The organism is Zavarzinia sp., assembly GCF_041650655.1.
Taxonomy (GTDB): domain Bacteria; phylum Pseudomonadota; class Alphaproteobacteria; order Zavarziniales; family Zavarziniaceae; genus Zavarzinia.
The window spans coordinates 20,895-46,225 of record NZ_JBAZKR010000019.1 but is presented as its reverse complement, the minus strand read 5'-3'; the positions used below and the strand labels follow the sequence as shown (position 1 = coordinate 46,225).

General features: G+C 69.7%; 26 protein-coding genes and 1 tRNA gene. 8 read left to right on the top strand and 19 right to left on the bottom strand.

Annotated features, from left to right (window positions below; genetic code table 11):
* Positions 1-3: 3 nt before the first annotated feature.
* From WC493_RS06350 to WC493_RS06335, 4 genes are all read right to left on the bottom strand, one after another.
* Positions 4-1,398: a multicopper oxidase family protein gene (locus tag WC493_RS06350; protein ID WP_373063686.1), complete on the bottom strand. Its 1,395-nt coding sequence runs from the start codon at positions 1,396-1,398 to the stop codon at positions 4-6.
* Positions 1,399-1,463: 65 nt separating this feature from the next.
* A complete protein-coding gene (dapE, locus tag WC493_RS06345; protein ID WP_373063684.1) occupies positions 1,464-2,639 on the bottom strand; it encodes a succinyl-diaminopimelate desuccinylase in 1,176 nt (391 codons plus the stop codon).
* Between the two features lie 5 nt (positions 2,640-2,644).
* Positions 2,645-3,478, bottom strand: a complete 834-nt coding sequence (dapD, locus tag WC493_RS06340) for a 2,3,4,5-tetrahydropyridine-2,6-dicarboxylate N-succinyltransferase (RefSeq protein ID WP_373063682.1) — start codon at positions 3,476-3,478, stop codon at positions 2,645-2,647.
* 55 nt (positions 3,479-3,533) lie between these two features.
* Positions 3,534-4,193 (bottom strand): pyrimidine 5'-nucleotidase, encoded by a 660-nt coding sequence (locus WC493_RS06335; RefSeq protein ID WP_373063680.1) that lies wholly within the window; start codon positions 4,191-4,193, stop codon positions 3,534-3,536.
* A gap of 129 nt (positions 4,194-4,322) precedes the next feature.
* On the opposite strand from WC493_RS06335, the gene WC493_RS06330 reads away from it, so the two are divergent.
* Both WC493_RS06330 and WC493_RS06325 read left to right on the top strand, forming a co-directional pair.
* A complete protein-coding gene (locus WC493_RS06330) occupies positions 4,323-5,993 on the top strand; it encodes a diguanylate cyclase domain-containing protein (protein ID WP_373063678.1) in 1,671 nt (556 codons plus the stop codon).
* Entirely contained in the window at positions 5,987-7,264 is a 1,278-nt protein-coding gene (locus tag WC493_RS06325) for a DUF2336 domain-containing protein (RefSeq protein WP_373063676.1), read from the top strand. Before WC493_RS06330 ends, WC493_RS06325 begins: the two co-directional genes overlap by 7 nt.
* A 29-nt stretch (positions 7,265-7,293) precedes the next feature.
* Here the strand turns inward: WC493_RS06325 and argB are convergent, their stop codons facing one another.
* From argB to rpmH, 6 genes are all read right to left on the bottom strand, one after another.
* On the bottom strand, positions 7,294-8,235 hold the full coding sequence (gene argB / locus WC493_RS06320; RefSeq protein WP_373063674.1) for an acetylglutamate kinase: 942 nt from the start codon (positions 8,233-8,235) through the stop codon (positions 7,294-7,296).
* 30 nt (positions 8,236-8,265) lie between these two features.
* Positions 8,266-8,892, bottom strand: coding sequence for a ribosome biogenesis GTP-binding protein YihA/YsxC (yihA, locus tag WC493_RS06315; protein ID WP_373063704.1), 627 nt, complete (start codon positions 8,890-8,892; stop codon positions 8,266-8,268).
* A gap of 41 nt (positions 8,893-8,933) precedes the next feature.
* Positions 8,934-10,769, bottom strand: coding sequence for a membrane protein insertase YidC (yidC, locus tag WC493_RS06310; protein ID WP_373063672.1), 1,836 nt, complete (start codon positions 10,767-10,769; stop codon positions 8,934-8,936).
* On the bottom strand, positions 10,769-11,065 hold the full coding sequence (gene yidD / locus WC493_RS06305) for a membrane protein insertion efficiency factor YidD (protein WP_373063702.1): 297 nt from the start codon (positions 11,063-11,065) through the stop codon (positions 10,769-10,771). The genes yidC and yidD overlap by 1 nt, the downstream gene beginning before the upstream one ends.
* Positions 11,065-11,427, bottom strand: coding sequence for a ribonuclease P protein component (gene rnpA, locus WC493_RS06300; protein WP_373063670.1), 363 nt, complete (start codon positions 11,425-11,427; stop codon positions 11,065-11,067). The genes yidD and rnpA overlap by 1 nt, the downstream gene beginning before the upstream one ends.
* Before the next feature lie 77 nt (positions 11,428-11,504).
* On the bottom strand, positions 11,505-11,639 hold the full coding sequence (gene rpmH, locus WC493_RS06295; protein ID WP_373063668.1) for a 50S ribosomal protein L34: 135 nt from the start codon (positions 11,637-11,639) through the stop codon (positions 11,505-11,507).
* A gap of 190 nt (positions 11,640-11,829) precedes the next feature.
* On the opposite strand from rpmH, the gene parA reads away from it, so the two are divergent.
* Positions 11,830-12,468, top strand: coding sequence for a ParA family partition ATPase (gene parA, locus WC493_RS06290; protein WP_373063666.1), 639 nt, complete (start codon positions 11,830-11,832; stop codon positions 12,466-12,468).
* Between the two features lies 1 nt (position 12,469).
* Positions 12,470-13,498: a P1 family peptidase gene (locus tag WC493_RS06285; protein WP_373063664.1), complete on the top strand. Its 1,029-nt coding sequence runs from the start codon at positions 12,470-12,472 to the stop codon at positions 13,496-13,498.
* Positions 13,499-13,501: 3 nt separating this feature from the next.
* Here the strand turns inward: WC493_RS06285 and WC493_RS06280 are convergent, their stop codons facing one another.
* Positions 13,502-14,644: a hypothetical protein gene (locus WC493_RS06280; RefSeq protein ID WP_373063662.1), complete on the bottom strand. Its 1,143-nt coding sequence runs from the start codon at positions 14,642-14,644 to the stop codon at positions 13,502-13,504.
* A gap of 312 nt (positions 14,645-14,956) precedes the next feature.
* Between WC493_RS06280 and WC493_RS06275 the strand changes: the two genes are divergently transcribed.
* Positions 14,957-15,033: transfer RNA gene (locus WC493_RS06275), tRNA-Arg, on the top strand.
* A gap of 119 nt (positions 15,034-15,152) precedes the next feature.
* On the opposite strand, the gene WC493_RS06270 is transcribed toward WC493_RS06275, so the two are convergent.
* The 5 genes from WC493_RS06270 to WC493_RS06250 all read right to left on the bottom strand — a co-directional run bounded on the left by WC493_RS06270 (position 15,153) and on the right by WC493_RS06250 (position 18,395).
* The gene (locus WC493_RS06270) at positions 15,153-15,653 is read right to left on the bottom strand and encodes a GNAT family N-acetyltransferase (protein WP_373063660.1); all 501 of its coding nucleotides are present in this window, start codon (positions 15,651-15,653) and stop codon (positions 15,153-15,155) included.
* Between the two features lies 1 nt (position 15,654).
* Positions 15,655-15,918, bottom strand: coding sequence for a YjhX family toxin (locus WC493_RS06265; protein ID WP_373063658.1), 264 nt, complete (start codon positions 15,916-15,918; stop codon positions 15,655-15,657).
* Between the two features lie 207 nt (positions 15,919-16,125).
* Complete coding sequence (locus tag WC493_RS06260) at positions 16,126-16,989, bottom strand: hypothetical protein (protein ID WP_373063656.1); 864 nt, start codon at positions 16,987-16,989, stop codon at positions 16,126-16,128.
* Between the two features lie 43 nt (positions 16,990-17,032).
* The gene (locus WC493_RS06255) at positions 17,033-17,779 is read right to left on the bottom strand and encodes a hypothetical protein (protein WP_373063654.1); all 747 of its coding nucleotides are present in this window, start codon (positions 17,777-17,779) and stop codon (positions 17,033-17,035) included.
* A gap of 37 nt (positions 17,780-17,816) precedes the next feature.
* A complete protein-coding gene (locus WC493_RS06250) occupies positions 17,817-18,395 on the bottom strand; it encodes a hypothetical protein (RefSeq protein ID WP_373063652.1) in 579 nt (192 codons plus the stop codon).
* Between the two features lie 176 nt (positions 18,396-18,571).
* On the opposite strand from WC493_RS06250, the gene WC493_RS06245 reads away from it, so the two are divergent.
* Entirely contained in the window at positions 18,572-19,744 is a 1,173-nt protein-coding gene (locus WC493_RS06245) for a hypothetical protein (protein WP_373063650.1), read from the top strand.
* On the opposite strand, the gene WC493_RS06240 is transcribed toward WC493_RS06245, so the two are convergent.
* A complete protein-coding gene (locus WC493_RS06240) occupies positions 19,720-20,082 on the bottom strand; it encodes a hypothetical protein (RefSeq protein WP_373063648.1) in 363 nt (120 codons plus the stop codon). The genes WC493_RS06245 and WC493_RS06240 overlap by 25 nt on opposite strands.
* 149 nt (positions 20,083-20,231) lie before the next feature.
* Positions 20,232-20,648 (bottom strand): response regulator transcription factor, encoded by a 417-nt coding sequence (locus WC493_RS06235; protein WP_373063646.1) that lies wholly within the window; start codon positions 20,646-20,648, stop codon positions 20,232-20,234.
* Between the two features lie 164 nt (positions 20,649-20,812).
* On the opposite strand from WC493_RS06235, the gene WC493_RS06230 reads away from it, so the two are divergent.
* Positions 20,813-23,386 carry an Eco57I restriction-modification methylase domain-containing protein gene (locus tag WC493_RS06230; protein ID WP_373063644.1) on the top strand — a complete coding sequence of 858 codons (2,574 nt, stop codon included), beginning with the start codon at positions 20,813-20,815 and terminating at the stop codon, positions 23,384-23,386.
* On the opposite strand, the gene WC493_RS06225 is transcribed toward WC493_RS06230, so the two are convergent.
* Positions 23,356-24,186 (bottom strand): transglutaminase domain-containing protein, encoded by an 831-nt coding sequence (locus WC493_RS06225; protein WP_373063642.1) that lies wholly within the window; start codon positions 24,184-24,186, stop codon positions 23,356-23,358. The genes WC493_RS06230 and WC493_RS06225 overlap by 31 nt on opposite strands.
* Before the next feature lie 252 nt (positions 24,187-24,438).
* Between WC493_RS06225 and WC493_RS06220 the strand changes: the two genes are divergently transcribed.
* On the top strand, positions 24,439-25,296 hold the full coding sequence (locus WC493_RS06220) for a helix-turn-helix domain-containing protein (protein ID WP_373063640.1): 858 nt from the start codon (positions 24,439-24,441) through the stop codon (positions 25,294-25,296).
* Positions 25,297-25,331: the final 35 nt, after the last annotated feature.

The following is a 25,331-nucleotide window of genomic DNA, read 5'->3' as shown; positions in this document are numbered from 1 at the left end:
GGCCTATACCACCTCGTAATAGCCCATCATGCCGGTTTCCTGGTGCTCGATGATATGGCAATGGACCATCCATTTGCCCGGCAGCCCGGCGACGAAGGCGATACGGATCCGCTCCTTCGGTTCGACCAGCACGGTATCGGCCCAATAGGCCGGCACGTCGGCCCGCTGGTTGTCCAGCACCTTGAAGCTATGGCCGTGCAGGTGGATCGGATGGCGGTGCGGTGTGCCGTTGAAGAGGGTGATCACATAGGATTTGCCGGATTGGAGCCGCGCCAGGGCCTCCGGCAGCTTGCCCGGGCCCATGCCGGGCCAGGCCTTGGTGTTCAAGGACCAGAACACCCGCTGGGTCGAGCAGATCTCGCCGGCACCGCCGATCAGCTTGACGAATTCCTCGATCGCCGGATCGCTCACCCCGGCACCGAGGTCGAGGCGGAGCTGTTCCGCCTTGTCCAGGTCCGGCTCGGGCAGGGCGGCCGCGGGCAGGGCCAGGGGGCGGTCGTCGCCCACGCGGATCGGCTCGCCCTCGCTGACGATGCGGGCGAGGGTGACCGGGGTCGATTGCCAGATGTCCTGCAGTTCCACGGTTTGGCCCGCGGGCGGCGCCACGAAGGCGATCTCGGCCCGTTGCGCGGGGCCGAGGGGCCAGGGCAGGGCGAAGGGCGTGCAGGCGTTGCCGTCGGTCGCGATCACCTTGGCCTCGGCCCCGACGACGTCGATCAGGGGAATGCGCGAGGCGTCGACACCGATGCAGCGAAGCCGCACCCGGCTGCCCGGGCGCACGGTCAGGCGCGGCGCGATCTGGCCGTTCGTGGTGCGCAGGCGGCCGAAGGTGCCAGCGCGGGCGGCGTTCTTGTCGGTCGTGATCGTGTCGTAACTGCCGTCCGGCCTCACCCGCCAGTCCATCAGGACCAGGGTGCGGTCGAGATCGAAGAGGCCGTCTTCCCGCGGGTCCTCGACGATCAGCACGCCGGCCAGCCCATGGGCCAGCGCGGTGATGTCGTCGCAATGGGGGTGGAAGAAGAAGAAGCCGGGATCGGGCGGGGTGAATTCGTAATCGAAACTCTGGCCCGGCTGGATCGGGTCCTGCGTCACATAGGGCACGCCGTCCATCGCCTGGGGAATGCGCAAGCCATGCCAATGGATCGAGCTGTGTTCGGCCAAATGGTTCAGGAAGGTCGCCCGGAAAGTCTCGCCGTGGCGGATGCGCAGTTCCAGCGGCCATTGCTCGGCATAGGTCCAGGCCGTGGTCGGGGCGCTGCAGGTCGGGAGTTGGAGAGGACGCGGCTTCGCCTCCAGGACCAGGCCGCCCGGCGCCGCATGGCCCAGGCGGGTGCTCAGGGGCAGGGCGAAGAGGGCGATACTGCCTGCCTTCAACAGGTCGCGGCGGTGAATGGCCATGTCGGATCTCCTTGGCGAGACCCACTATAATTGCGAATAATTCTTAGTTCCAGGACCTGCGGCAATCAGCCCCGGGTGCGGAAGAAGCGATGCAGCATCTCGTGATAGATCCGAGTCAGGCGCTCCAGGTCCTCGACCCGGACCTTCTCGTCGGCCTTGTGCATGGTCTCGCCCACCAGGCCGAATTCGATCACCGGGCAGTAGCGGGCGATGAAACGGGCATCCGACGTACCACCGCTGGTCGAGAGTTCGGGCCGCCGTCCGCATTCGGCCTCGACCGCGCCGGCCACGATCTCGGTCAGGGGGCCGGGCTCGGTCAGGAAGGCTTCGCCCGACGTCTTGGTCGAGAGCGCGTAGGGGATGCCGGTCTCATCCAGGGTCGCCCGTAGCAAGGCATCGAGCGAGGCGCCCGTATGAAGGTCGTTGAAGCGGATGTTGAAGGCGGCGGTCGCGACGCGCGGAATTACGTTGGTCGCCGGATTGCCGACGTCGACCGTGGTGAACTCCAGGTTCGACGGCTGGAAATGCGCAGTCCCGTCGTCGAGCTTCAGGGCATCCAGCGCCGCCATCAGGCGCAGGAGCTTGGGGATCGGATTGTCGGCCAGATGGGGATAGGCGACATGGCCTTCGACCCCGGTCACCGTCAGCACCCCGTTGATCGAGCCGCGCCGGCCGATCTTGGCCATTTCGCCGAGCTTGTGGGGGTTGGTCGGCTCGCCGACGACGCAGGCGTGCCAGACCTCGCCCCTTGCGGTCAGGGCCTCCAGCATCTTGGCCGTGCCGTTCACCGCCGGGCCTTCTTCGTCCCCGGTGATGAGCAGGGAAATGGCGCCGCCGCGCGGCACCTTTCCGTGATGCTGGGCCAGGAAATGGCTGGCGGCGGCGGTGAAGCAGGCGATCGCCGATTTCATGTCGGCGGCGCCCCGGCCGAGCAGCCAGCCCTGGTCCAGCGTCGCGCCGAAGGGATCGACGGTCCAGCGGCTGCGGTCGCCGACCGGCACCACGTCGGTATGGCCGGCGAAGCAGAAATGGGGACCGGCGCCGCTGCCGTCGCCGATCCTGGCATAGAGATTGTCGACGTCCGGCGTGCCCTCGTCCGCGAAGGGCATCCGTTCGACCGTGAAGTCCAGGCCCTTCAGCACGGCGCCCAGCGTGTCGAGCGCGCCGCCCTCGGCGGGCGTCACGCTCTGGCAGCGGATCAGTTCGATCGCCAGCGGCAGGGCGTCGAGGGCGAAGGGCATTTCGGTCAGTCGCGCAGGAGTTCGTTGATCGAGGTCTTGGAGCGGGTCTGGGCGTCGACCCGCTTCACGATCACGGCGGCATAGAGGCCGGGTTCGCCCGCGGTCTTGCCCGGGATGGTGCCCGGCACCACGACTGAATAGGCCGGCACCCGGCCGCGGAAGACTTCGCCGGTGGCACGGTCGACGATCTTGGTCGAGGCGCCGATATAGACGCCCATGGAGAGCACGGCGCCCGTTTCGACCACCACGCCCTCGGCCACTTCCGAACGGGCGCCGATGAAGCAATTGTCCTCGATCACCACCGGGCCGGCCTGCAGCGGCTCGAGCACGCCGCCGATGCCGGCACCGCCCGAGATATGGCAGTTGGCGCCGATCTGCGCGCAGGAACCGACGGTCGCCCAGGTGTCGACCATGGTGCCCTTGCCGACATGGGCGCCGACATTGACGAAGCTCGGCATCAGCACGACGCCGGGCGCGATATAGGCGGACTTCCGCACGAAGCAGCCGGGCACGGCGCGGAAGCCGGCGGCCTTGAAGCGGTTCTCGCCCCAGCCGTCGAACTTGCTCGGCACCTTGTCGAACCAGGCGCCGGCCAGGCCGGGGCCGCCCGGCACGGCGACCGAATCGTTCAGGCGGAAGGAGAGCAGCACGGCCTTCTTCAGCCACTGGTTCACCACCCAGCCGCCGTCCTTCGGCTCGGCTACGCGGACCTCGCCGGAATCGAGCAGTTCGAGCGCCGCCTCGACCGCCGCACGGGTGGCACCCATGGTCGCCGAAGTAATGCCGTCGCGCGCCTCCCAGGCGGCTTCGATGGTGGATTCGAGTTCGTGGCCGGCCATGGCTCCCTGCTCCCGCTTTGAAACGCCCCGGACATTAGGGGCGTGGGCCGCGCTGTCAACCGATCGCGGCGAGGAAGGCGGCCAGATCGTCTGTGACATGGTGGATATGGTCGCCCTGGCCCTGGGCGCCCCAGTCGGTGCCATTCGGGATCCACACCGTGGCCATGCCCATTTCGGCCGCCGGCAGCAGGTTGCGCGCCATGTCCTCGACCATGCAGGCGCGCGTCGGCTCGACCCCGAGGGCCGTGGCCATGGCGAGATAGGGCCCGACCTCGGGCTTCGGCGTGAAGCCGGCAGCGACGATGTCGAAAATGCCGTCGAAATGGCCGGCGATGCCGAGGCGGGCCAGCACGCGCTCGGCATGCATGGTGGAGCCGTTGGTGAAGATCACCTTGCGCCCCGGCAGGCCGGCCAGCACGGCATCGAGCGCGGGTGCCGCGTCGAGCGGCGACAGGTCGATGTCGTGCACGAAATCCAGGAAATGATGGGGATCGACGCCGTGATCCTGCATCAGGCCCTTCATGGTGGTGCCGTGGCGGTGGAACAACTCGCTCTTCAGGGCGCCGGCCGCTTCGCCGTCCAGGGCCAAGTGGTCCATGATATAGGCGCGCATCTTCGCCTCGATCTGGTCGAACAGACGGCAGGAGGCGGGATAGAGCGTGTTGTCCAGGTCGAAGACCCAGGTTTCGGTCGCAGACAGCGTTTTCGGAGCCATGGTGCGGCACATTGGCCGCAGAGGCCGCCGCTGACAAGGCCCGTCAACCAATTCTTGACGAAGGGCGGCTAGGCTGCCTGCGAGCTTCCCAGAGAACAGGACAGTACAGGCGTGATGACAGGCCGGGCCATGGACGAAAAGCCTGCCAGCCCCCGGAATGCGGCGGCGGCGATGCTCGATCGCCTGGTCGCCCAATATCCGGGGCCTGCCCTGATCATCGGCCAGGGCATCCGCGTGGTCGAGGAGAACGGCGACGCGCGTCCGCTGGTGCTCGCGCTCCGTGCCGGCCATTCCCGCCTGATCGACCTGGTCGAGACCGCGCGCCATGGCGCCCAGGGGGTGGAACGCGAAATCCTGATCGACCGCAGCGGCCTTTACCAGGTCACCGCCCTGCCCATGGGGGCTGCCGTCGTCCTGCTGGCCCGCGACGTCACCGAGGAACGGCGGCGTGCGCTCCGGCTGGCCGAAGAGGTCGACCGCCTGGGCGACATTCTCTCATGCCTGCCCGATTTCACCTTCGAAACCGACCGCGACGGCCGCCTGCTCTTTGCCGCCCCCGCCACGGTCTTCGGCTATGACGCCGCCGCCCTGATCGGCGCCTATGCCGCCGACCTGATCGATCCCGATTGGCTGTCCGGCCGCGCCAATCCCTTCGTCGCCCGCGAGGGGCTCGCCGACCTCGAAGTCTGGCTCCTCTCGCTGGAGGGCTCCCGGCGTTACGTTCGCCTCTCGGCCCGGCCGGTACTGGACGAGAACGGGGCCGTCGCCGGCCTGCGTGGCGTCGCCTGCGACGTGACCGCGGCGCGCGCCCGCGAGACGGCACTGACCCAGGCGCTCGACCGCGAGCGGCTGGGGAGCGCCGTGGTCAATGCCATGCGTGGTGCCGGCGGGCCCGAGCGGGCGATCCGCGTCGCCGCCGAGGCCGCCATGGCGACGCTCCATGCCCAGGGCGCGCTGATCCTGGCGCGCGACGGCGGCAGCGCCATGGTGCCCGTGGTGATCCTCGGCCAGGCCGGACCATTCGCCGGCCGCGTCGCCTCGGCCGTCACTCAGATGTCCTCTCTCGGGCCGGTGGTCGGCCGGGTCGAGCGCCTGGAAATCGACGGTATCTCCGTGCTGGCGGCGATCGCCGCGGAGGGCGGGGTCGCGGTCGGCGCCATCGTACTGCTGCGCGACGGACCGGATTGGCCGGGCGAGCAGGCCGGCATCCTGTGTGCCGTGGCCGACCAGCTCGGCCTCGCCCTCGGCATCCGGGAACGAGTCGCCCTGCTCGAGAAGCAGTCGCGTGTCGATGCCCTGACCGGCATCATGAACCGCCGCGCCTTCGACCAGGAACTGCCGGCCAAGCTGCGCCAGGCCGACCGCCACGGCGTCGGCGGTGCGCTCCTCCTGATGGACCTCGACGGATTCAAGCCGTTGAACGACCGTCATGGCCACGCCTGGGGCGACAAGGCGCTGACCCTGCTCGGCAGCCTGTTCCGCGATCATTTGCGCGCGGGCGACTTGGTGGCGCGCCTGGGCGGCGACGAATTCGGCCTGTGGCTCGATTCGACCGACCAGACCGGCGCCTTTGCCAAGGCCGGCGTGCTCTACGAGCTTCTGGAGGACCTGGACCGCAGCTTGGCGCTGCCGGAAACCAGCCTGGGCCTCTCGATCGGCATCGCCCTCTATCGGCCGGGCGGGGGCGAGGACATGGCGGCCTTGATGGCGCGGGCGGACAGCGCGCTCTATCGGGCCAAGGCGCGGGGCAGGAACCGGGCGGAGCTGGCAGCGCCCTCGGGGGGAGAGGGGACATGCTGAGGCGATTGATCCGCCGTGTCCGGGGCAGCGGCACGGCGCCGAACTACGAGGAACAACGAGACCGCCTCGAATCCGGCACGTTGGCCGAACGCCGCGACCTCGCCCTGCACGAGGACACGCGGCCCGAGATCCTGTTCTATCTGGCCGAGGACGAGGACGAGACGGTGCGCCGCAGCGTCGCCGCCAATCCCTCGACCCCCCATCAGGCCGACCACCATCTGACCCAGGACACGGCCGAGGAAGTGCGCCGCGAACTGGCGCGCAAGGTGGCCCGCCTGTTGCCCAATCTCCCCCCGGGGGAGCAGGACAAGCTGCGCGACCGGGTGATCGAGCTGATCGACATATTGGCCCGTGATCAGCTGCCGTCGGTCCGCCGCGTGCTGGCGGAAGAACTGAAGCGCTCGGCCGAGGTGCCGAAGCCGATCGTCCAGCGCCTGGCCTATGACCTCGACCTCATCGTGGCGGCGCCGATCCTGGAATATTCGCCGCTGCTGAACGACGACGACCTCTTGGAGATCATCGCGACCTGTCGGGTCGAGGGCGCCATTTCGGCGATCGCCCGCCGCCGCGAACTGCCCGAGGCGGTGTCCGACGCCATCGTCGCCACCCTGGACATTCCGGCGGTCACCGCGCTCCTGGCCAATCCGAGCGCCCGGCTGCGCGAGGAAGTGCTGGACAAGGTGATCGACGCCGCGGCCTCGATCGAAGTCTGGCACCAGCCGCTGGTGCTCCGGGCCGAATTGTCCATGCGGGCGATCCGGCGCATCGCCGGCTTCGTCGCCTCGTCGCTGGTCGACCAGCTCATGAGGCGGAGCGATCTCGACGAGGAGACCGCGGTGACCCTGGCCCGCCGCGTGCGCGAGCGCGTATCCGCGGGCGAGCACGAGGCGCCGCGCCAGCACTTCGACGACCTGATGGCGGCGCTGACCGAGAAGCACCGGCGCGGCGATCTCGACGAAGCCGTGATCGATCAGGCTCTGGAGGCGGGCAAGCGCGATTTCGTGGTGGCGGCGCTGGCCGTGCGCTCCGGCCTGAAGCCATCGGCCGTGCGCCAGGTGCTGGGCTCGCGCCTGGCCAAGCCGGTCTGCGCCCTGGTCTGGCGCGCCGGGCTCTCCATGCGCCTCGCCCTCAAGGTGCAGCGCCAGATCGCCCTGATCCCCCACAACGGCATCCTGCATCCGCGCGGCGGCATCAACTACCCGCTGACGCCGGACGAAATGGTCTGGCACCTCGAGTTCTTCTCGTTGGAAGACCGGCGCCCCGGCCGCTGAGGGCCGGGGAGGGAGAGCCTGGTTTCTGTTCAGGCGTCCTGGCGGGCGATCATGGTGCCGGCGCCATGCTCGGTGAAGGTTTCGAGCAGCAGGGCGTGGGGCGTGCGGCCGTCCAGGATGACGGCACCTTCGACCCCCTTGTCGACCGCGTCGAGGCAGGTTTCCACCTTGGGGATCATGCCGCCGTGGATGGTGCCGTCGGCGATCAGGGCGCGCGCCTGTTCGGCCGTCATGCGGTCGATCAGCTTGCCGTCCTTGTCGAGCACGCCGGGCACGTCGGTCAGCAGCAGGAAGCGCGAGGCGCGCATGGCCGAGGCGATGGCGCCGGCCGCGGTATCCGCGTTGATGTTGTAGGTGTGGCCGTCCTCGCCGATGCCGATCGGTGCCACCACCGGAATGAAGTCCGAGCGCTCGAACAGATAGAGGATGCGCGGGTCGACGGATTCGGGTTCGCCGACGAAGCCGAGGTCGAGCACCTTCTCGATGTTGGAATCCGGGTCGCGCTTGGTCCGCTGCAGCTTGCGGGCATGGATCAGCGGGCCGTCCTTGCCCGAAAGCCCGACGGCATTGCCGCCGGCGGCATTGATGGCGCCCACGATCTGCTTGTTGATGGAACCGGCCAAGACCATCTCGACCACTTCGACCGCCGCCTGGTCGGTGACCCGGAGCCCGTCGATGAAGGACGATTTGATCGCCAGGCGTTCCAGCATCTTGCCGATCTGCGGCCCGCCGCCATGGACCACGATCGGATTGATGCCGACCTGCTTCAGGAGGACGATGTCGCGCGCGAAGGCCGCCCCCGCCGCATCGTCGCCCATGGCGTGGCCGCCGTATTTGACGACGAAAGTGCGATCGGCATAGCGCCGCATGTAGGGCAGCGCCTCGGTGATGGTCGCCGCGGTGTGCAGCCAGCGGGTCCGCATCTTGAGGTCGGCGCGTTCGGTGGCGGCTGAATCGGGCTTTTCGCTCATCACTTTCCTCGCTGGCTTGGCGTGCCTCGCTTAACTCACATCGGCCGGCTTGCCAAGGGCTGCCAGGGCGGCGCGCAATTCGGGCACGCCGGCGCCGGTCTCGCTCGAGGTCGGCATGATCACAGGGTGGGCCGCGACATGGGCACGGATCGCCGTCGCCACCGTCTTCGTCATGGCGGCGAGCTGTCCCGGCGTCAGCTTGTCGGTCTTGGTCAGCACCACCTGATAGGACACGGCCGACTGGTCGAGCAGCTTCATGGCGGCGGTGTCCGGCGGCTTCACGCCATGCCGGCTGTCGATCAGGACGAGCACGCGCTTCAGGTTGGGGCGCCCGGCCAGATAGGTCTCGGTCAGGTTCACCCATTGGGCGACCTTGTCCTTCGAGACCTTGGCGAAGCCGTAGCCGGGCAGGTCGACCAGCGTGAGCCGGCCGGCGAGATCGAAGAAATTGAGCTGCTGGGTGCGCCCCGGCGTGTTGGAGACGCGGGCGAGCGTGGTGCGCCCGGTCAGGGCGTTCACCAGCGACGACTTGCCGACGTTGGAGCGGCCCGCGAAGGCCACCTCGGGCAGGGCAGGCGGCGGCAGGTCGCCGATCTTGGTGGCGCCCCAGGTGAAGTGGCACTCGCCCGCGAAGAGGCGGCGCCCCGCCTCGATCATCTCGGGCGTGGCGGCGCCGTCTTCGGGCCTGAGGGCGTCGCTCACCGCTTGGCCGGCGGCGTCTTGGGCGCCGGGACCTTGGGCGCCGGCGCCTTGGCGGCCCCGGCTCCGGCTCCGGCCAGGGCCGGCCTGGCCGGGGTCTGGCGGCGGATCAGCCACTGCTGGGCGATCGACAGCAGGTTGTTCCAGGTCCAGTAGATCACCAGTCCGGCCGGGAAGGTGGCCAGGAAGAAGGTGAAGATGATCGGCATGAACATGAAGATGCGCTGCTGCACCGGGTCGGGCGGCGCCGGGTTCATGCGCTGCTGCAGCCACATCGAAATGCCCATCAGGATCGGCCAGACGCCGATCGCCAGGAAGCCCGGGGGATCCCAGGGGATCAGGCCGAACAGGTTGAGGACGTGGGTCGGGTCGGGCGACGACAGGTCCTGGATCCAGCCGTAGAAGGGCGCCTGGCGCATCTCGATGGTGACGTAGAGCACCTTGTAGAGCGAGAAGAACACCGGGATCTGGATCAGGATCGGCAGGCAGCCGGCCAGGGGATTGATCTTTTCCCGCTTGTAGAGGGCCATCAGCTCCTGCTGCTGGCGCGCCTTGTCGTCCGCATAGCGCTCGCGCAGCCGCGCCATCTCGGGCTGCACGTCCTTCATCTTGTTCATCGCGCGGTACGACTTGTTCGCCAACGGATAGAACAGACCCTTGATCAGCAGGGTCAGGATCATGATGGCGATGCCGAAATTGCCGACCAGGCGATAGAGCGCATCGAGCAGGATGAAGATCGGCTTGGTCAGGAAGAAGAACCAGCCGAAATCCACGGCATATTCGAACATCTCGATGCCGAGGCTGTCGCGATAGGACTTCAGCAGGTCGACCACCTTGGCACCGGCGAAGAGGTGATGCGCGGCGGTGACCGCGGCGCCCGGCGCCAGCGCCTGGCCGCCGCCCAGATAGTCGACCTGGTAGCGGTCGCGGTCGCCCGACTTCACATGGTCGAAGCGCGCCGTCACCTCGGCCTTCTGGTCGGGGATCACGGCGGTCAGCCAATATTTGTCGGTGATGCCGAGCCAGCCGCCGGTGGTTTTGGCCTCCGGTACCGACTCGTCCTTCAGGGTCTTGTAATCATGTTCCTGGACGTGGCCGCCGACCACGCCGATCGGGCCTTCGTGCAGGATGAACAGGCCTTCGGTCTGCGGCGTCTCGACCCGTGCGACCAGGGCATAGGGGAACAGGGTGACCGGGGCGCCGCCCTTGTTCTCGACCTTGTCCTCGATCGTGAACATGTAATTGGCGTCGAGCGCGATCGTCCGGGTGAAGACCAGGCCTTCGCCGTTGTCCCAGGTCAGGACGACCGGGCTCTTCTCGGTCAGGGTGCCCGATCCGCTCCACTGCGTCTCGGTGCCGGGCAGCTTCACCGCCGTGCCGGGGGCCGCGGTCCAGCCGAATTCGGCGAAATAGGGGGTCGGCGAGCGGAGCGGGGAGAGCAGCTTGATCTCCGGGCTGTCGGGCGCCACCGTCTCGCGGTAACCGCGAAGGGTGACATCGTCGACCCGGCCGCCGATCAGGGCGATCGAGCCCTTCAGCTTGGCCGTATCGATCGCGATACGCGGGCTCAGCGCCAGCGCGGCGTCACGCTCGACCAGCACGTCGGGGCCGGGGGCGCCGCCCGGCGTCGCGGTGCCGGTGGGGGCTGCACTCGGGGTCGGCGCGGCGCCGGGCGCTGGAGCGTCGTTGCCGGCGGTGGCGGTGCCGGTCGCATTGGCGAATGGGGCCGCTTCCTCGCGGGCACGCTGGCGCGGGCCTTCGATGAAATACTGGAAGCCCAGCATGATCAGCACCGAAGCCACGACGGCCAGGATCAGATTGCGATTCTCGAACATCACCGGCACCTGTGGGCGTGATGGGAAGATCCGCCGTCACGGCGGCGGTAGAGCGGAGTACCCCGCGGGGGCACGGGGTCGTAGCCGTGGCCGCCCCAGGGATGGCAGCGGCACAGGCGGCGTACCGTCAATGCCGAGCCATGGACCGGGCCATGGACGCGCAGCGCTTCCAGGGCATATTCCGAACAGCTCGGCAGATAGCGGCAATTGGGCGGAAGGGCGGGCGAGATCAGGTAACGCCAGACCAATACCGGCAGCGACAGCAGGCGGGCGGCGAGGACGGAGATCCAGCCCATCACGGCGCGGTGCTCCGCAGCAGTTTCAGGCGGCCGAGAGCCTGCTCGAGGTCGCGCCGAAGGTCGGCGAAGGGGCGCTCGGCGGTATCCTGGCGGCACACCATGACATAGTCGGTGCCGCCCCTGGCGCGCACCGGCAGCATTTCGGCCGCCAGCGCCCGCAGCCGGCGCTTGGCCCGGTTGCGGGTGACGGCGTTGCCGACCTTGCGCGAGGCGGTGAAGCCGACGCGCAAGTCCTGCTCTGTCCCTTCCGGGCGGGCCATCGCCTGCAACATCAGGCCCGGGGTCGTGAACTTGCGTCTTGCCCCTGCCACCGCCAGAAACTCCTGCCGCGTCTTCAAGCGAACAAGCCGCAGCCGCATGATGGCCCCGGTCGGGGGGCCGTCATGCGGCTGCGGCGGATCGTTCGGGGCCGGCCCGCGATCGGCCGGCTGCATCGTCAGGCCGAAAGGCGCTTGCGCCCCTTGGCACGGCGCCGCGCCAGCACCAGGCGACCGCCGACGGTCGACATGCGCGAACGGAAGCCATGACGGCGCTTGCGCACCAGGGCGCTCGGTTGATAGGTCCGCTTCACCGGATCACTCCATTATCCTTGGTCGGCGTCGCCACGGGGCGCTGCCGAAAACGAGCCCCGGTCTATACGGTCGGGCGCGGGCGAAGTCAACCGCTGGCCGCTATTTTCCGTCGCTTATCGCTACCATCCGCCGTTCCACGGCTTTATCCTGCATTGCGGCAAGGTGACGGCAAGGGAATCGGGGGCGACAATGGCGGCGAAAGTGGTGACGGTGGCGCAGCAGAAAGGCGGCGCCGGGAAGACGACGGTCGCGGCCCATCTGGCGATCGCGCTCGCCGAGAAGGGCAAGACGGTCGTCGTCGTCGATACCGACCCGCAGCAGAGCCTGGCCGCCTGGGTCCGCGTGCGCGCCGCCTTCGGGGCCGGCGAAGTGCCGATCCAGGTCAAGGCCGCACCCGGCTGGAAGGCCGGAACCGAGATCGACCGCGCCAAGCGCGAAGCCGACATCGTCGTGGTCGACAGCCCGCCCCATACCGAGAGCACGGCAAAGACCGCGATTCGCGCCGCCGACCTGATGCTCGTCCCCATGCAGCTCTCGCCCATGGACATGTGGGCGACCAAGCCGACCCTCGACCTCGCCGTCTCCAGCCGGGTGCCCTTCCTCCTGGTGCTCAACCGTGTGTCGCCCCGCGGCAACCTGAACGAACAGGTGCTGCGCGAGATCGCCAAGGCCGGCTACCCGGTGGCGCTGGCCCGGCTCGGCAACCGCACCGCCTTCGCGGCGAGCCTGCTCGACGGTTTCGGCGTGACCGAGGCGCAGGGGAAATCCCCGGCCGCCGAAGAGATTCGCGGTCTCGCCGCCGAGGTGCTCGAGCGCCTGGGCTTCTGACGTGGCGGATTGGACGCGGCCGGTTCCGGGCCCGCGCAACCTGATCACCGACGTCTCCGGCCTTCGGGTCGGCAATGCCGAGGATGCGGGCCTGCGCAGCGGCTGCACCGTGTTGCTGCCCGACCAGCCGGCGGTGATGGCGGTCGACCAGCGCGGCGGCGCCCCCGGCACGCGCGAGACCGACAGCCTGGACCCGGCCAATTTCCTCACCGCCTTCCACGCCCTGGTACTGTCCGGCGGTTCCGTCTTCGGCCTCGCCGCGGCGGAGGGGGTGACGGCGGCGCTCTCGGCCGCCGGTGTCGGCCTTGCGATCGGCCAGGCACCCATGACGGTGCCGGTGGTGCCGGCGGCAATTCTCTTCGACCTCGGCAACGGCGGCGACAAGTCCTGGGGGCTGGATCCGCCTTACCGCCGGCTCGGCATCGAGGCCTTGCGCCAAGTCGGGCTCGACTTCCGTCTCGGCAATGCCGGGGCCGGCATGGGGGCGATCTGCGGCAAGCTGAAAGGCGGGCTCGGCTCCGCCTCGGTGGTGGTCGAGGGAATCGAGGTCGGTGCCCTGGTCGCGGTCAATGCCGTGGGCAGCGTGCTGATGCCCGAATCCCCTGTGTTCTGGGCCCATGCCCTCGAATGGGGCGACGAATACGGCGGCCACAAGCCGGGCAAGGCCGAAGCGGTGCGCCCGCCCGACTACGACCTGCCGGCCGACGGCAAGCTGGTGCTGGGCGGCCATACCACGATCGCCGCCGTCGCCACCAATGTGGCGCTGGACAAGGCGCAGGCGAAACGTTTCGCGATCATGGCGCAGGACGGGCTGGCGCGGGCGATCCGCCCGACCCATACGCCCTTCGACGGCGATACGGTATTCGCCGTCTCGACCGGGCGCAGGCCGCTCGACGGGATGCCGGCGCAGGCCCTCGCCCGGCTCGGCCATCTGGCGGCAGATTGCCTGGCGCGTGCCGTCGCCCGCGGCGTCTATGAAGCGGAAAGCCTGGGGGCCGCCCCGTCCTATCGGGAACGCTGGGGCGGCTGAGATTCAGCGGATGTAGATGCGGACTTCCGGCACCGAGGCGTCGCCGCTGGTGGTGGCGGCGACCGAGATGCGGTCGGATGGCAGGCCCATGTCGTTCAGGGTGCGCAGCACGCCCTGGGCGTTCTGCTTCGACTTGGTCTGGTTCATCGCCACTTCGGCGGCGGTGCCGCCGGCCGGGGAGACGGCGATCAGGTCGAAGCCGGTCTGCGGCCGCTGCTCCAGCACCTTGGAGACGGCGGTATAGAGCGCCTGCTGATAGGCGACGTCCGGCTGGTCGAAGCGGATCACCACGAGCGGACGGCGGTCCTCGATCGCGCTGCTGGCGCCGGCGCTGGGCGCCGGGCGGGCCGGAGCCTGGTCGAAATAGGTCGGCGTGGGCGAGACGCGGCTCGGCGTGAAGGTGCGGGTCGCGATCGATTCGCCGTAGAGCTCGCCGTTCTTGATCGCCAGCGCCAGGGTGGTGAGATTGTTGCGCTCGCCCGAGACATAGACGGTCTGGCGCGAAATCTGGTCCGACAGGGCGGTGTTCAGGCGGTCGATTCGCACCAGCAGGCGCGAAGTGTCGTCCTCGATCATGTTGAGGGCGACGCGGTCCTGGTCGATACCGCCGGAGAGGCCGAGGGCGGCCTGGGTCGACTGCATCAGATAGGCGGCCGAGCTCGAGGAGGCCCCCACGGAATTGGCGAGCTGGCCGAGCGCGGTCACATTGTTGGTGACCGAATCGAGTTCGCGCTGGGCCTGATTCCACTGCTGCACGAGGAGTGGATTGCCGGGCGTGGTGCCGAGCTGGAGGCGCGCCTGAATCGCGGCGACGACGCCGTGATAGGCCTCTGACGACTGCACGGTCTGCGCGAGTAGCGAATCATATTGCTGCTGTTCGGCGTCGACATTGCCCTTCAGGCGGCCGAGGTCGCCGCGCAGCTGCTCGACCTTGCGGCCCACGACGGTGCCGGTCGAGCTCACATCGAAACCGTTGAAAGCGCCGGTCGAAGCACCCGGCGTGGGTGCGAACCAGGAGCAGCCGCCGAGGGCGGCCAGCGACAGGCTCAGCGCGGCGGCACGGGCGACCCGGCGGCGCTTCGCAGCCGCAGAAGCACCGGTGGTTGCCGTCACGGCGTCGGAAACACGATCGTTCGCAGCAGCCATCCCGCTTCACTCGTCTTTTGTGGCGGGACGCCGCAAGCCCGTTGGCTCGCCCGTTTCAGGGCGATAAGCCGAAACAAACCGCACCCTGCAGTCCCCCTTTAAGCCGGGAGCGATACTAGCCATAAGCCCCCAGGTGCCACAAGCGCCTAAAACCGAAAGGATTCATAACGTTGCAAGAAGGTCGCGGCGCTGCGGCATGTTGTCGGCGGCCCGGCGCGGGGGCCTGCAAAATTCGCGAAAATTCCCTGTTGCAAGCGCCCGGCCCTTCGGCTAGCTTCCCGGCCTCCGAAGCGGATACCCGCCACAGGATGCGCGCCCGTAGCTCAGCTGGATAGAGCATCAGACTACGAATCTGAGGGTCAGGAGTTCGAATCTCTTCGGGCGCGCCAATCCTCCCCCTGCCGTTTCCCAAAGATTTCTGGCTTTTCCGCCAGAATCGTTTCCCGTGCGCCTTCAACCGTGACGGGTGACCGGGCCGCACCACGCGAGGATGCGGCCCGGCCGTCGGCTATGCCTGCTGGTCCAGGCCGAAGGCCGGATGATGGGTCAGCTCGCCGCAGGGCTCGGTGCCATCGAAGGGCAGGGCTTGGACCACCTCGGGCGGGCAACCGGGGATATGGAGGCCGGGGAAGGCCCGGAAGCCGAAGCGGCCGTAGTAGGCGGGGTCGCCCACCAGTGCCGCACCCCGGCAGGTCGTCCGCAGGCGGCGGAGGGCTTCCGCCATCAGGGCCGAGCCGATTCCCTGGCGATGCCGGGGCGGCGAGACGGCGAGCGGGCCGATCAGGCCCCAGCCGTCCTGCGCCCCGATCCGCGCCGCCGAGGCGGCCAGATGGCCGACCACCTGGCCCCCATCCTCGGCCACGAGCGAGAGGGCGAGAGCGCCCTCCGCCCGCAGCTTCTCGACGATGCCGGCTTCGGTCCCGGTCGCCTGCGGCAGCAAGCGCATGGCATCGGTGATCAGCCGGCCGATCGCCGGAATATCGGCGGCGGTTTCGTTGCGGATCAGCATGTCAGGCTCCCTGGTTGTCGAGTTGCGCGCGAACCGAGCTGCGACCGCGGTGCGAGATCCGGTAGGGGCTGCCCGACCGGGATTCGATCAGCCGCTTCCGCCGCAAGCGGTTGAAGACGGTCAGGTCGAAGTCGGCGAGGATCATGCCCTCGCGCGTGAGGCAGGTCGCGGACGTGATTTTGGCGCCGTCGCCACGCTCGTGCAGGATGCGGCCGCCGAGGGCCAGAACGTGCAGTGCACGTTGTTCGTTCCGTGAGAGATTCATGGAAGTCTCGTATGACAGACGTGAAAAAACACCCCGGGCGCTCAAGCGCCCGGCGGCTTCGACTTCACGAGGCTCTCTGAGATTCAGAGAGCCCTGTCACACAAGCTCTGACATCCAATCTCCATGGACCGAACGGCGCGCGATGGCGCCGTTCCGTTCACAATTTAAGAAGCGCGGGTCTCCGTTACAAGCCCGCGCGATCGCGGGTCAGCGGGCGTCGCAGGCGATGCTGTAGCCGCTGACCGAAGGTCCCGGCGGAACGCCCGGATCGCCCGCCGTGACCACCGAGAGGGCGGCGCCCTTGGCCCGGTAGTCGAAGGCGCAGAAGCCGAAGCCGGTGCCGGCGCAATCCTCGACCTCGGTCAGGCCGGCCGCCGCCAGATCCTTGGGATAGCCGTCGCGCGCGGCGGGATCGCCGTGGTCGACCGGCAGCCAGCCATGGTCCGCCAGCAGGCGGCGGGCGACGGTGATGGGCAGGCCGTTGACATAGGGCACCGCGACCGCGCCGCCGCAGGCCGTCTCCTCGGTCGCCAGGGGGCTCGCGACGATCGCCTCGGTACCGAGGGCGTGGAGGTCGGCCACGGGCTGCGACAGGAAGTCGCCGTCCCAGATCCGCCCGCCGTCCGCGCCGAAGCCGACGATGCGGCCGATCGACAGCGCCTGCCCCCGCGGCACATAGAGGAGGCCGATCAGCCGGGCGCCGGAAAAGAAGCCGATATTGCCGTCGGTCAAGGCGCAGGAGCCGCTGGTGCCCGGTTCGAAGCCGCCGACGAAACTGACCGCCTGAAAGGCGCCGATCGCTACTTCGCCGGTCACCGCCCAGCCCTTGGCGGCCACCGCGCGGCCGGCGGCGGTCCCGGGCGTGGCCAGGAGATGTTCGCAGCCCTGACGGTCGGCGGCGCCGGCCGGGGCGGCCGGCAGGGCGGTCAGCGGGGTGACCGCGAGGCCGCGCACCTGGGAGGCGATCTGCACCGGACCGCCGGCCCCCTCGGGCACCGTAGCTCCGGCGGCCTGGGGGGCGAGCGCCGACAGCGCCAGGGCCGCGAGCGCCGCCAAGGGGTATCGGGTCATCGAGCCGGTTCCTTCCTGTTCTGACGGGATCGGCACGGGCGCCTCAGCCCCGCCGGGCGATGCAGCGGCTGAGCCAGTCGCGCGCCGCGAGGCCGCTGTGCCATTCGCCCCGGATCACGGTCGCCCCGTTCATCGCGATCTGGAAATCCTGGCGGTCCTCGATCGAGGTGATCAGGGCCTCGGTCGAGGGCACCGTGAACATGATCATGCCGAGTTCCTTGGCCCAGGGGAACGGCATGTGGAAGGCCTTGACCGTCTGGGCCTCGCCCGACTGGGTCAGCGTGACCCGGACCTTGTCGAGGCCCTGCGCCTTCGGGATGGCGGCGCCGTAGAAGGCCAGGAAGGTGCCGCGGAAGTCCCCGGCCCAATCCATCAGGAGGACGCCGCCGTTGAGCTGCAGGAACGACGCCTGGCACAGCCGGCGCGTCTCCTGGGGCGGCGATTCGCTGTAGTCCCAGCTGCCGAGCTTCAGCGCCCGATAGGCCGGGTCCTGCAGGAGCTTCGCCTCCGCCGCGCGGGCATTGTCCCGCTCCCAGGCGAGCAGGGCGGCGAATTCGTCGGCGGAGAAGATCGGCGGCTCGGGCGGGCCGGAGTCGTCCTCTTCGTCGTAGAACATCGAATAGTCGTAAGGGATGCAGAAGGCGTCGCCCGCCGGATAGGTGTCGGGCGGGCAGGCGAGCTGCGCGCTGGCGGGCGCCGGCGGCAGCGCCAGTGCCAGCAGGGTGGCGAGGCAGAGGGCAAGCGTCGCGGCCGGGCGGCGCGGCCATCGTTTCGCGGCGATCGGGATCATGGGGCTTTGTCCTTGCCGGAAGAATGTGCCGGGCGCGTCACTGGCCCTGGAGGCGGCTGTCGGCGATCAGCGTCCAACAGTCCGCGGTCGGCTCGAGGAGCAATTGGCCGTCGGTTCGCACCATCGGGTCGTAGGGCCGGCCGTCGAGGGTGACAGGCGTGCCGAGGTCGTCGCCGCCCTGGGACGGGCCGACGAAGCGGACCCGCGTCCATTCGATCGAAATCTGGTCGGATTGGCTCTGGTTGAATTCGAGGAGGACATAGTCGTCCCCCTCGGTCGAAGCCTTCGCCGGCTTGTAATATTCGTCGACCTTGGCGACCGGGAAATCGGTGTAATGCGCCAGGTCGATCTTCCGCATCTCGACCGTGCCGCCCGGCTTGACCACGGTCAGCTCGATCTCCGGCGCGGAATAGCGCTGCCGCACCACGGCGGACATCGCCATCGCATCGAACAACGCGCGGAAATCCCGGGCCTGGCAGGCCCGCGCAGCCTGTTCCAGCAGGATCCGGTCCGATTCCGTTGGCGTGGCCGCGTGGGCCGGCCCGCCGGCGGACAGGACGGATGCGAGCAGGACGGCGGGCAGGAAGGCGAACGGGCGGGTGGCGAACGGCGGCATCTTTCCCCTCGGGGTGGTCGGCCGACAGGCTAGGGCAGGGCGGGGGCCGGTGGTCAGAGGCTTTGGTGTACCAGTACCTCGACCGGTGGCCGGCGCACCGGTACATCCCGTTACTGGCCGGCCGCGGCGCATGGTGTGCAAATGGCCGTCGATCGTTGATCCGCGTGAGGTTGCCGATGCGCTCGATTGTTCGCCTCCGTGTGCTGGGGGCGCTGCTCTTCGCGCTGCTCGGCCATGCCCTGCCGGCGGTGGCGGGAACCGCGCAGGGCTGTCCGGGAGAGGATTTCGCCACCTTCTTCCGCCAGTTCGTCGAATCACCAGCGGTCCGCGACAGCTTCACGGCACCCGCCGTCGACCGGGGAGCCCCTTTCCCGATCGCCTTTCACGGTTGGAATTTCATCGCCGCCAACAGTCCGGCGGGGGCGCCGCGCTATCTCGCGGTCGTGCTGCGCCACCCGACGGCCCGGGAATGGAGGGTGGAATGGGTGGCGATGCGCTATGACGCCGAGCCTGCCGACGGCCGCTGGATCGGCGTGCCGGTCGAAGCCCTGGGCGCGCCCGGCCGCCTGACTTTCACCGCGGCCGAGGACGGCTGTTGGCGCCTCACGGACGACGCACGGGCGGTCGCGGATTCGCCCTTCCGGCCCGGCTTGCAGCGTCTGCCCTGTCACGTCCGTTCGGACGACTATGCGGCGGCATTGGCGCAGGCGGCGACCGGTCTGCCTGACGATCCGGCGGCGCTCGAATTGGGTTGGGACCTCGCGTCCTGCCTGCGGCTCGGGCAGGAGATCGAGCGGATCATCCGCGACGATCCGGCCTTGGCCGCCCTTCGCCACGCGGGTGAGGCGCAGCTCGCCGCCCTGACGGTGCAGCGGCCGCCGGCCTGGCGGGCGGCGCTGGAACGGGACGAGGCCCGTTTCCGGCGCGGCCTGATGCGCGACGTCTTCATCTTGGGCGACGGCAGTTTCGGCGAATGGGACCCCCGCCCCGACCTGAGCGCCCGGCTCGAAGGGCGGCTCGCGCTTCTGTCGCGGCTGGACCAGCCCCGGCAGGGCGTCGAGGGGCGGTGGCGCAACGCCAGCGGTACCGTCACGGTCGGCCCGGCCGAGCGCGGGCGCTACAGTGTCGAGGCCGATGCCGCCGATATCGACTTCCTGGGCTGGACCTGCGAAATCGCCGAAACAATGGTCCCCGCGGGTGGCGGGCTGGCCAGCGAGGTGACATCCGGCGCCGTGATCCGCCTTCGGGTCGAGGGCGGGCTCCTCGTGGTCGAACAGGATGGCGCCAGCGAATTCTGCGGTGCCGGCGGCACCTTGGCGGGAACCTATTTCCCGCTCGGCCCCGAGTGACGGCGCCGCAACAGGAGGACGAGGGGATAGACGGCGGCCAAGGCCAGATAGGCGGCCAGCAGGGCCGCGGCGCTGGTGCGGCTGCGGCAGGTCAGGACCGTGAGGCTGGCGCTGCCCGCTTCTTCCGGCCCGGCCGGGACATAGGGCTCGATGCTGCCGGGCAGGCAGTCGCGGACGGCGAAGGCAGCATCCCCCGGCCGCATCGGTTCCACCCGGGCGGATGGAGCGCCGTAGTCCGCGGGTGTCCAGCCCCGCAGGTCGGGCCGGGCAAAGAGGATCGCCACCAGCAGCAGAAGGCCCGGCAGGGCCAGGCCGAGCCAATAGCGGCGGCCGGCCATCTCAGCGGCGCTCCCGGCGGGCCGGTGCGGGGATGAAGAGGGCTGGGGCATGGGGCGCGGGGCTTCCGATCGGGTGGTGGGCTTCAGCCTCGGGCGCGCTGCGAACCGGCACAAGACCCGGCGCGGTACCAGTACGCTGGGGCGCCGCGTCAGCCGCGCGGGCGCAGGCGGTTCAGCTTTTCGATCGCGGCGCGGCGGGTCGGCACGCCGAGCAGGCGCAGGAGCTGCGAAATATGGTTCCGCACCGTGAAATGGGACAGCGACAGCAGCCGGCCGATTTCCTTGTTCGACAGGTCGCGGGCGAGCAGGTCGAGGATCTCGCGCTGGCGGGCGGTCAGTTCGGGCAGGGTGCCTTCCGCCGCGGCCGCTGGCCCCGGCGGCGGGGGCGCGGAGCGCCTGGCCGTGCCGCCGGTCGCCGGCTGGATCTGCAAGCGGCTGCCTTCGGGGAGGGCGGCGCGAATGCATTCCTCGGCATTGGCCGCATCGGTCTCGATCGTCAGATAGAGGACGGTGGCGCCCGATGCCCCGTCCGCCTTCCGCCACGCTGCCGGGCGGGGGGATGGCACGGGTTGCCCCGCGTTCCGCCGGCGGCGGTTATTGCCGGTGGGGCGGCGCGGACGAGACGAAGAAAGTCTTCTCATGACCGAGAGGTTAGGGGCAGGCACCGGTGCGATGCAATCCCGGCGCGGCCGGGTTGGCCGACCGCGCCGGTGCCGTCATGATGGCGGCCATGGAATCGGGGCTTGAAGCTGGGCTCGTGGGGGCGGTCCGCCAGGCGCTGACCGTGCTGGCGGCCGTGGGGGACGATGGCGAGGCGGCGTTGCGCCGCGTCTTCGGCCATGTCTTCGCCGGCATGGCGGCAGCGCGCGGCCTTATGGCGCCCGCCGATCTGTTTCCGGTTTTGGACGACGGCGATTGGGCCGACCGGGTGGCTTGGCCCGATTGGGCGGCGGTGGCGGTGGATGCGCCGGGGGCCGCCTATGAAGCCCTGCTGGACCTGCCGGCCGGCCACCGGCGCAAGACCTCGGGCAGCTACTATACGCCGGCGCCGCTGGTCGATGCGCTGCTCGACCGGGTGCTGGCGCCGGTGCTCGACCGGGCCGCGCATTCGGCCGATCCGGTCGCGGCCCTCTCGGCCATCCGCGTGCTCGATCCCGCCTGCGGGGCCGGGCATTTCCTGCTCGCCGCGGGGCGGCGGATCGCGGTGCGGCTGCGCCGGGCGGGCCGTGCCGACGATGCCTTCGCGCTGGCCGCCGCCTGTCTGGCCGGGGTCGATCTCGACCCGTTGGCGGTCGACCTGACGCGGGCGGCGCTCCGGCTCGAGGCCGGTCGGCCGGTCGAGAGCCGGATCCTGTGCGGCGATGCGCTGCTCGGCTTGATCGACGGTGGGGTGCTGGAACGGGGACTGCCCGATGAAGCCTTCGATCTCCGGGCGGGGGACGATCCGGTCGTGGCCCGGGCACTCGCTCGCCGCAACCGGGCGGAAGCGCCGCCGGTTCAGGCCGGCGACCGCTGGGGGGCGGCGGCCGATGCCTATGTCGCCGCCTTCGTGATGGCCAAGCGGCCGGGCGTGCCGGTGCCGACCAATGCGACGCTGGCGGCGGCGCTGGCCCGCGCGCCGCTCGATCCGGCGGTGGCGGCCGCGGTGGCGGCGGCCCGCCCGCTGCATTGGCCGCTGGCCTTCCCCGAAGTGATGGCGCGGGGCGGCTTCGATGCCGTGTTGTGCAACCCGCCGTGGGAACGGATCAAGCTCCAGGAAGTCGAATTCTTCGCCGGCCAAGCCGGTGATCTCGCCGGCCCGGGCACCAAGGCGGCGCGCAGCCGGGGCATCGCCGCCCTCCGCCAAGCCGCCCCGGACAGCGCCGAACGCACCCTGTCCGCCGCCTATGACGCGGCCAAGGGCCGGGCCGAAGCGCTCAGCGCCTTCGTCCGCCTGGACCCGGCGGCGGGCGGCCGCTTCCCGCTGACCGGGCGGGGCGACGTCAATACCTATGCCCTGTTCGCCGAATTGGTCGACCGCCTGACCGGGCCGGGCGGCCGGGCCGGCTTGATCGTGCCGAGCGGGATCGCCACCGACGTCACCACGGCACCCTTCTTCGCCGATCTCCTGGCGCGCGGCCGGCTGGCCGAACTGTTGGATTTCGAGAACCGGGCGGGGCTCTTCCCGGCCGTCGATTCCCGTTTCAAGTTCTGCCTGCTCACGCTGGCCGCGGGTTCGGCGGCGGCGCATTTCGCCTTCTTCCTCCAGGACCCGGCAGAGGCGGCGGACGTAACGCGACGCTTCATCCTGTCGCCGGCCGCGATCGCGCGGCTCAATCCGAACAGCCACACCGTGCCGGTGTTCCGCACCGCCGCCGACGCCGCGCTGGTGGGGCGCATCCAGGCACGGGTGCCGGTGCTCCTGGACCGCACGCGGGCGGGGGGCAATCCTTGGGGCCTCGGCTTCCTCCGGCTGTTCGACATGTCGAACGACAGCGCGTCGTTCCGCCCGGGCGACGACGGCGGCGAGGATCTGCTGCCGCTCTATGAAGCCAAGATGCTGCATCAGTTCGACCATCGCTGGGCCGGTTTCGCGAACGGGCGGGCGGTCGAGCCCGGGCCGGCGCTGAAGGCCGATCCGGCCTGGGAGCCGGCGCCCCGCTACCGGATCGCGGCCACGGCGGTGGCGGCCCGGCTGCGTGCCCAGGATTGGACGCGGGACTGGCTGCCGGCCTTTCGCGGCATCGGCCGGGCGACCGACGAACGCACGCTGATCGCCACCGTGCTGCCCCGGGCCGGGGTCGGCAACAGTGCCCCGGTGATCCTGGCGCCGGGCATGGCCCCGCTCCGCCTGGCCTGCCTGATCGCCAATATGAATTCCCTGGTGGCCGACTATTGCGCCAGGACCAAGGTCAACGGCGCCAACCTGAACTTCTTCCTGGTCGAGCAGTTTCCCCTGCTGCCGCCCGATTTCTACGGTGCGGCGGAAATCGGCTTCCTGCGGCCCCGGCTGCTCGAACTCTTCTACACGTCGGAAGGTTTGCGGGGCTTCGCCCGCGATCTCGGCCACGACGGGTTGCCCTTCGGCTTCGACGAGGGGCGCCGCGCCCTGCTCCGGGCCGAGCTGGACGCCTTCTTCGCCCATGCCTACGGCCTGACACGGGACGAACTCGGCCACATTCTCGACGCGGCGCCGCCGTCCGAGAGTTTCCGCGTGTTGAAGGAGAAGGAGATAAGGCGCTTCGGCGACTACCGGACGGCGCGCCTGGTGCTCGCCGCCTTCGACCGTTCGGCTCAGGCGCCGGTCGAGATGGTGACGCTGTAGGTCAGGGTCGCGGTCACGCCATTGGCATAGAAGCCGCCTTCGACCGGCATGGTCTCCGCCTGGTTGGGGGCGGCGGACAGGGCGACGTGGCCTTCGCCCACGGGCAGGCCGTGGGTCGGGTCGTAGCCGATCCAGCCGAGGCCGGGCAGGAAGACTTCCGGCCAGGCGTGGAGATGGCGGCGGCCGTCGACGCTCTCCGCCTCGGCCTGATAGCCGCTGACGAAACGGGCCGGGATGCCTTGCGAGCGGCAGGCCGCCATGAACAGGACGGAAAGATCGCGGCAGGCGCCCCGGGCGCTGGCCAGCGTATGGGCGGGCGACTGGGCGGCGCCTTCGATCCGGATGTGGCGGTCGGTCCGGGCGAACAGGGTGCGGTTCAAGAGGTCGAGGAAGCCGGGCGCGCTGTTGCCGGCGGCATTGGCGATGTCGATCGCGAAGGCGCGCACCGTCCAGTCGGCATCGTCGGCCAGCAGATATTCGGCCAGGTCGCCGCCCAGAGGGGACCAGGGCAGGGGCGGCAGCGAGCCGTCGTCGGCCGGCCGTGGCACCGCCCGGGTCTCGACCTCGAAATGGCTCACGATCCCGAGGCGGTCGGTGTCGCCGCTGAAATCGACCAATGTCATCGGATTGCCGAAACGATCGAGCACATCGCTGCGCCGCCAGGGCAGGGGATCGACGATCAGTTCCTGGCGCAGGTTCGCCGTCCCCAGCGCACGCGGCGTCATGCGCAGGACATGGGGTGCCAGGCGGATCGGCACCGAATAGCTGTAGAGGGTTTCGTGGCGGACGGAGAAGCGCATGGCTTTTCAGAATGGGGCAGGGTCGGGGCTCTGTCGAGCGCCCGAAGCCCTGCCATGCACGCCCCGCGACCGGGCCGGCGGTGCGGGAATCCCTAGAGTTATGCGCGGATCGATCGAATGGCCGCCGGCCAGTGGCACTGGCGCCGGTGCCGGTGGCGGATTACTCTGGCCGGCAGACCCAAGAGGAAAAGCGGGACAAGGGCTCGATCCCCCGCCCGGTACGAGGCGGCCCGCGCAAGGGAGTGGGCCGTCATGAGTATCGATTTCGATTTGGAACAGACCGTCGACGCGGTGAAACGTTTTGCCGATACGTCCCCGGTCGCGCGCCTGCAACCCGCCGACCACCCCGGACCCAGCGTCGCCCTGTGGCGCCAGACGCCGCGGCTGCGGGTTTTCGAGGGGCATAGGCGGCGTTTTCTGGCGATCTCGCTCCAGGGGGATTCGACGCTCGAACAGATCGTGCGCGGCCGGTCGGTCTGGCGCGGGGCGGCGCGCGGCACCACCGTGCTGCTGGAGCCCGGCTTCGAATGCGATTGGCGCTTCACCGGCAATTTCGAGATGCTGCAAATCTACCTGGGGCCGGAATTCGATTTCGCGGCCGAACGGCTGGGCAGCGTGACCACGCCCTTCCGCGACCCGGTGCTGTGGCAATATGCGACCACGATCGCCATGATCCTGCGCGAAGGCTCGACCGCGGCGGCCGCCCTGCCGTCCCTGCTCCAATCGACCCAGGCCTATTTCCAGGGCAAATACGGCCGGGCGGAGGTGGCGGCGGAACATCCCGCCGGTCTCGCCCCGGCGATCCGCCGGCGCATCGAGGGCTTCGTCCGCGATTCCCTGGGGCGGCGCATCAGGGTCGAGGAAATGGCGGCGCTGGCCGGTCTTTCGGTCGGCCATTTCGGCCGCGCCTTCCGCCAGAGCTTCGGCGTCGCCCCCTATCAATATGTCCTGGATCAGCGGATCACCAAGGCGCAGGCCCTGCTGCTCGGCAGCGACATGCCGGTCGCCGCGATCGCCGACGCCTGCGGCTTCGGCGGGCCAAGCCAGTTCGGCGCCCTGTTCCAGCGGGTCGTCGGCCGCTCGCCCCGTGCCTTCCGCCAGGCGGGCTGACGGCCGCACTCTAGGAATTCGCGCCCGACCCTAGA

What these genes read in the sequence shown, in the direction of transcription:
- WC493_RS06350 (WP_373063686.1), bottom strand. Translation starts at nt 1,398, where the DNA reads ATGGCCATTCACCGCCGCGACCTGTTGAAGGCAGGCAGTATCGCCCTC.
- dapE (WP_373063684.1), bottom strand. Translation starts at nt 2,639, where the DNA reads ATGCCCTTCGCCCTCGACGCCCTGCCGCTGGCGATCGAACTGATCCGC.
- dapD (WP_373063682.1), bottom strand. Translation starts at nt 3,478, where the DNA reads ATGGCCGGCCACGAACTCGAATCCACCATCGAAGCCGCCTGGGAGGCG.
- WC493_RS06335 (WP_373063680.1), bottom strand. Translation starts at nt 4,193, where the DNA reads ATGGCTCCGAAAACGCTGTCTGCGACCGAAACCTGGGTCTTCGACCTG.
- WC493_RS06330 (WP_373063678.1), top strand. Translation starts at nt 4,323, where the DNA reads ATGGACGAAAAGCCTGCCAGCCCCCGGAATGCGGCGGCGGCGATGCTC.
- WC493_RS06325 (WP_373063676.1), top strand. Translation starts at nt 5,987, where the DNA reads ATGCTGAGGCGATTGATCCGCCGTGTCCGGGGCAGCGGCACGGCGCCG.
- argB (WP_373063674.1), bottom strand. Translation starts at nt 8,235, where the DNA reads ATGAGCGAAAAGCCCGATTCAGCCGCCACCGAACGCGCCGACCTCAAG.
- yihA (WP_373063704.1), bottom strand. Translation starts at nt 8,892, where the DNA reads ATGATCGAGGCGGGGCGCCGCCTCTTCGCGGGCGAGTGCCACTTCACC.
- yidC (WP_373063672.1), bottom strand. Translation starts at nt 10,769, where the DNA reads ATGTTCGAGAATCGCAATCTGATCCTGGCCGTCGTGGCTTCGGTGCTG.
- yidD (WP_373063702.1), bottom strand. Translation starts at nt 11,065, where the DNA reads ATGGGCTGGATCTCCGTCCTCGCCGCCCGCCTGCTGTCGCTGCCGGTA.
- rnpA (WP_373063670.1), bottom strand. Translation starts at nt 11,427, where the DNA reads ATGCGGCTGCGGCTTGTTCGCTTGAAGACGCGGCAGGAGTTTCTGGCG.
- parA (WP_373063666.1), top strand. Translation starts at nt 11,830, where the DNA reads ATGGCGGCGAAAGTGGTGACGGTGGCGCAGCAGAAAGGCGGCGCCGGG.
- WC493_RS06280 (WP_373063662.1), bottom strand. Translation starts at nt 14,644, where the DNA reads ATGGCTGCTGCGAACGATCGTGTTTCCGACGCCGTGACGGCAACCACC.
- WC493_RS06270 (WP_373063660.1), bottom strand. Translation starts at nt 15,653, where the DNA reads ATGCTGATCCGCAACGAAACCGCCGCCGATATTCCGGCGATCGGCCGG.
- WC493_RS06265 (WP_373063658.1), bottom strand. Translation starts at nt 15,918, where the DNA reads ATGAATCTCTCACGGAACGAACAACGTGCACTGCACGTTCTGGCCCTC.
- WC493_RS06260 (WP_373063656.1), bottom strand. Translation starts at nt 16,989, where the DNA reads ATGACCCGATACCCCTTGGCGGCGCTCGCGGCCCTGGCGCTGTCGGCG.
- WC493_RS06255 (WP_373063654.1), bottom strand. Translation starts at nt 17,779, where the DNA reads ATGATCCCGATCGCCGCGAAACGATGGCCGCGCCGCCCGGCCGCGACG.
- WC493_RS06250 (WP_373063652.1), bottom strand. Translation starts at nt 18,395, where the DNA reads ATGCCGCCGTTCGCCACCCGCCCGTTCGCCTTCCTGCCCGCCGTCCTG.
- WC493_RS06245 (WP_373063650.1), top strand. Translation starts at nt 18,572, where the DNA reads ATGCGCTCGATTGTTCGCCTCCGTGTGCTGGGGGCGCTGCTCTTCGCG.
- WC493_RS06240 (WP_373063648.1), bottom strand. Translation starts at nt 20,082, where the DNA reads ATGGCCGGCCGCCGCTATTGGCTCGGCCTGGCCCTGCCGGGCCTTCTG.
- WC493_RS06230 (WP_373063644.1), top strand. Translation starts at nt 20,813, where the DNA reads ATGGAATCGGGGCTTGAAGCTGGGCTCGTGGGGGCGGTCCGCCAGGCG.
- WC493_RS06225 (WP_373063642.1), bottom strand. Translation starts at nt 24,186, where the DNA reads ATGCGCTTCTCCGTCCGCCACGAAACCCTCTACAGCTATTCGGTGCCG.
- WC493_RS06220 (WP_373063640.1), top strand. Translation starts at nt 24,439, where the DNA reads ATGAGTATCGATTTCGATTTGGAACAGACCGTCGACGCGGTGAAACGT.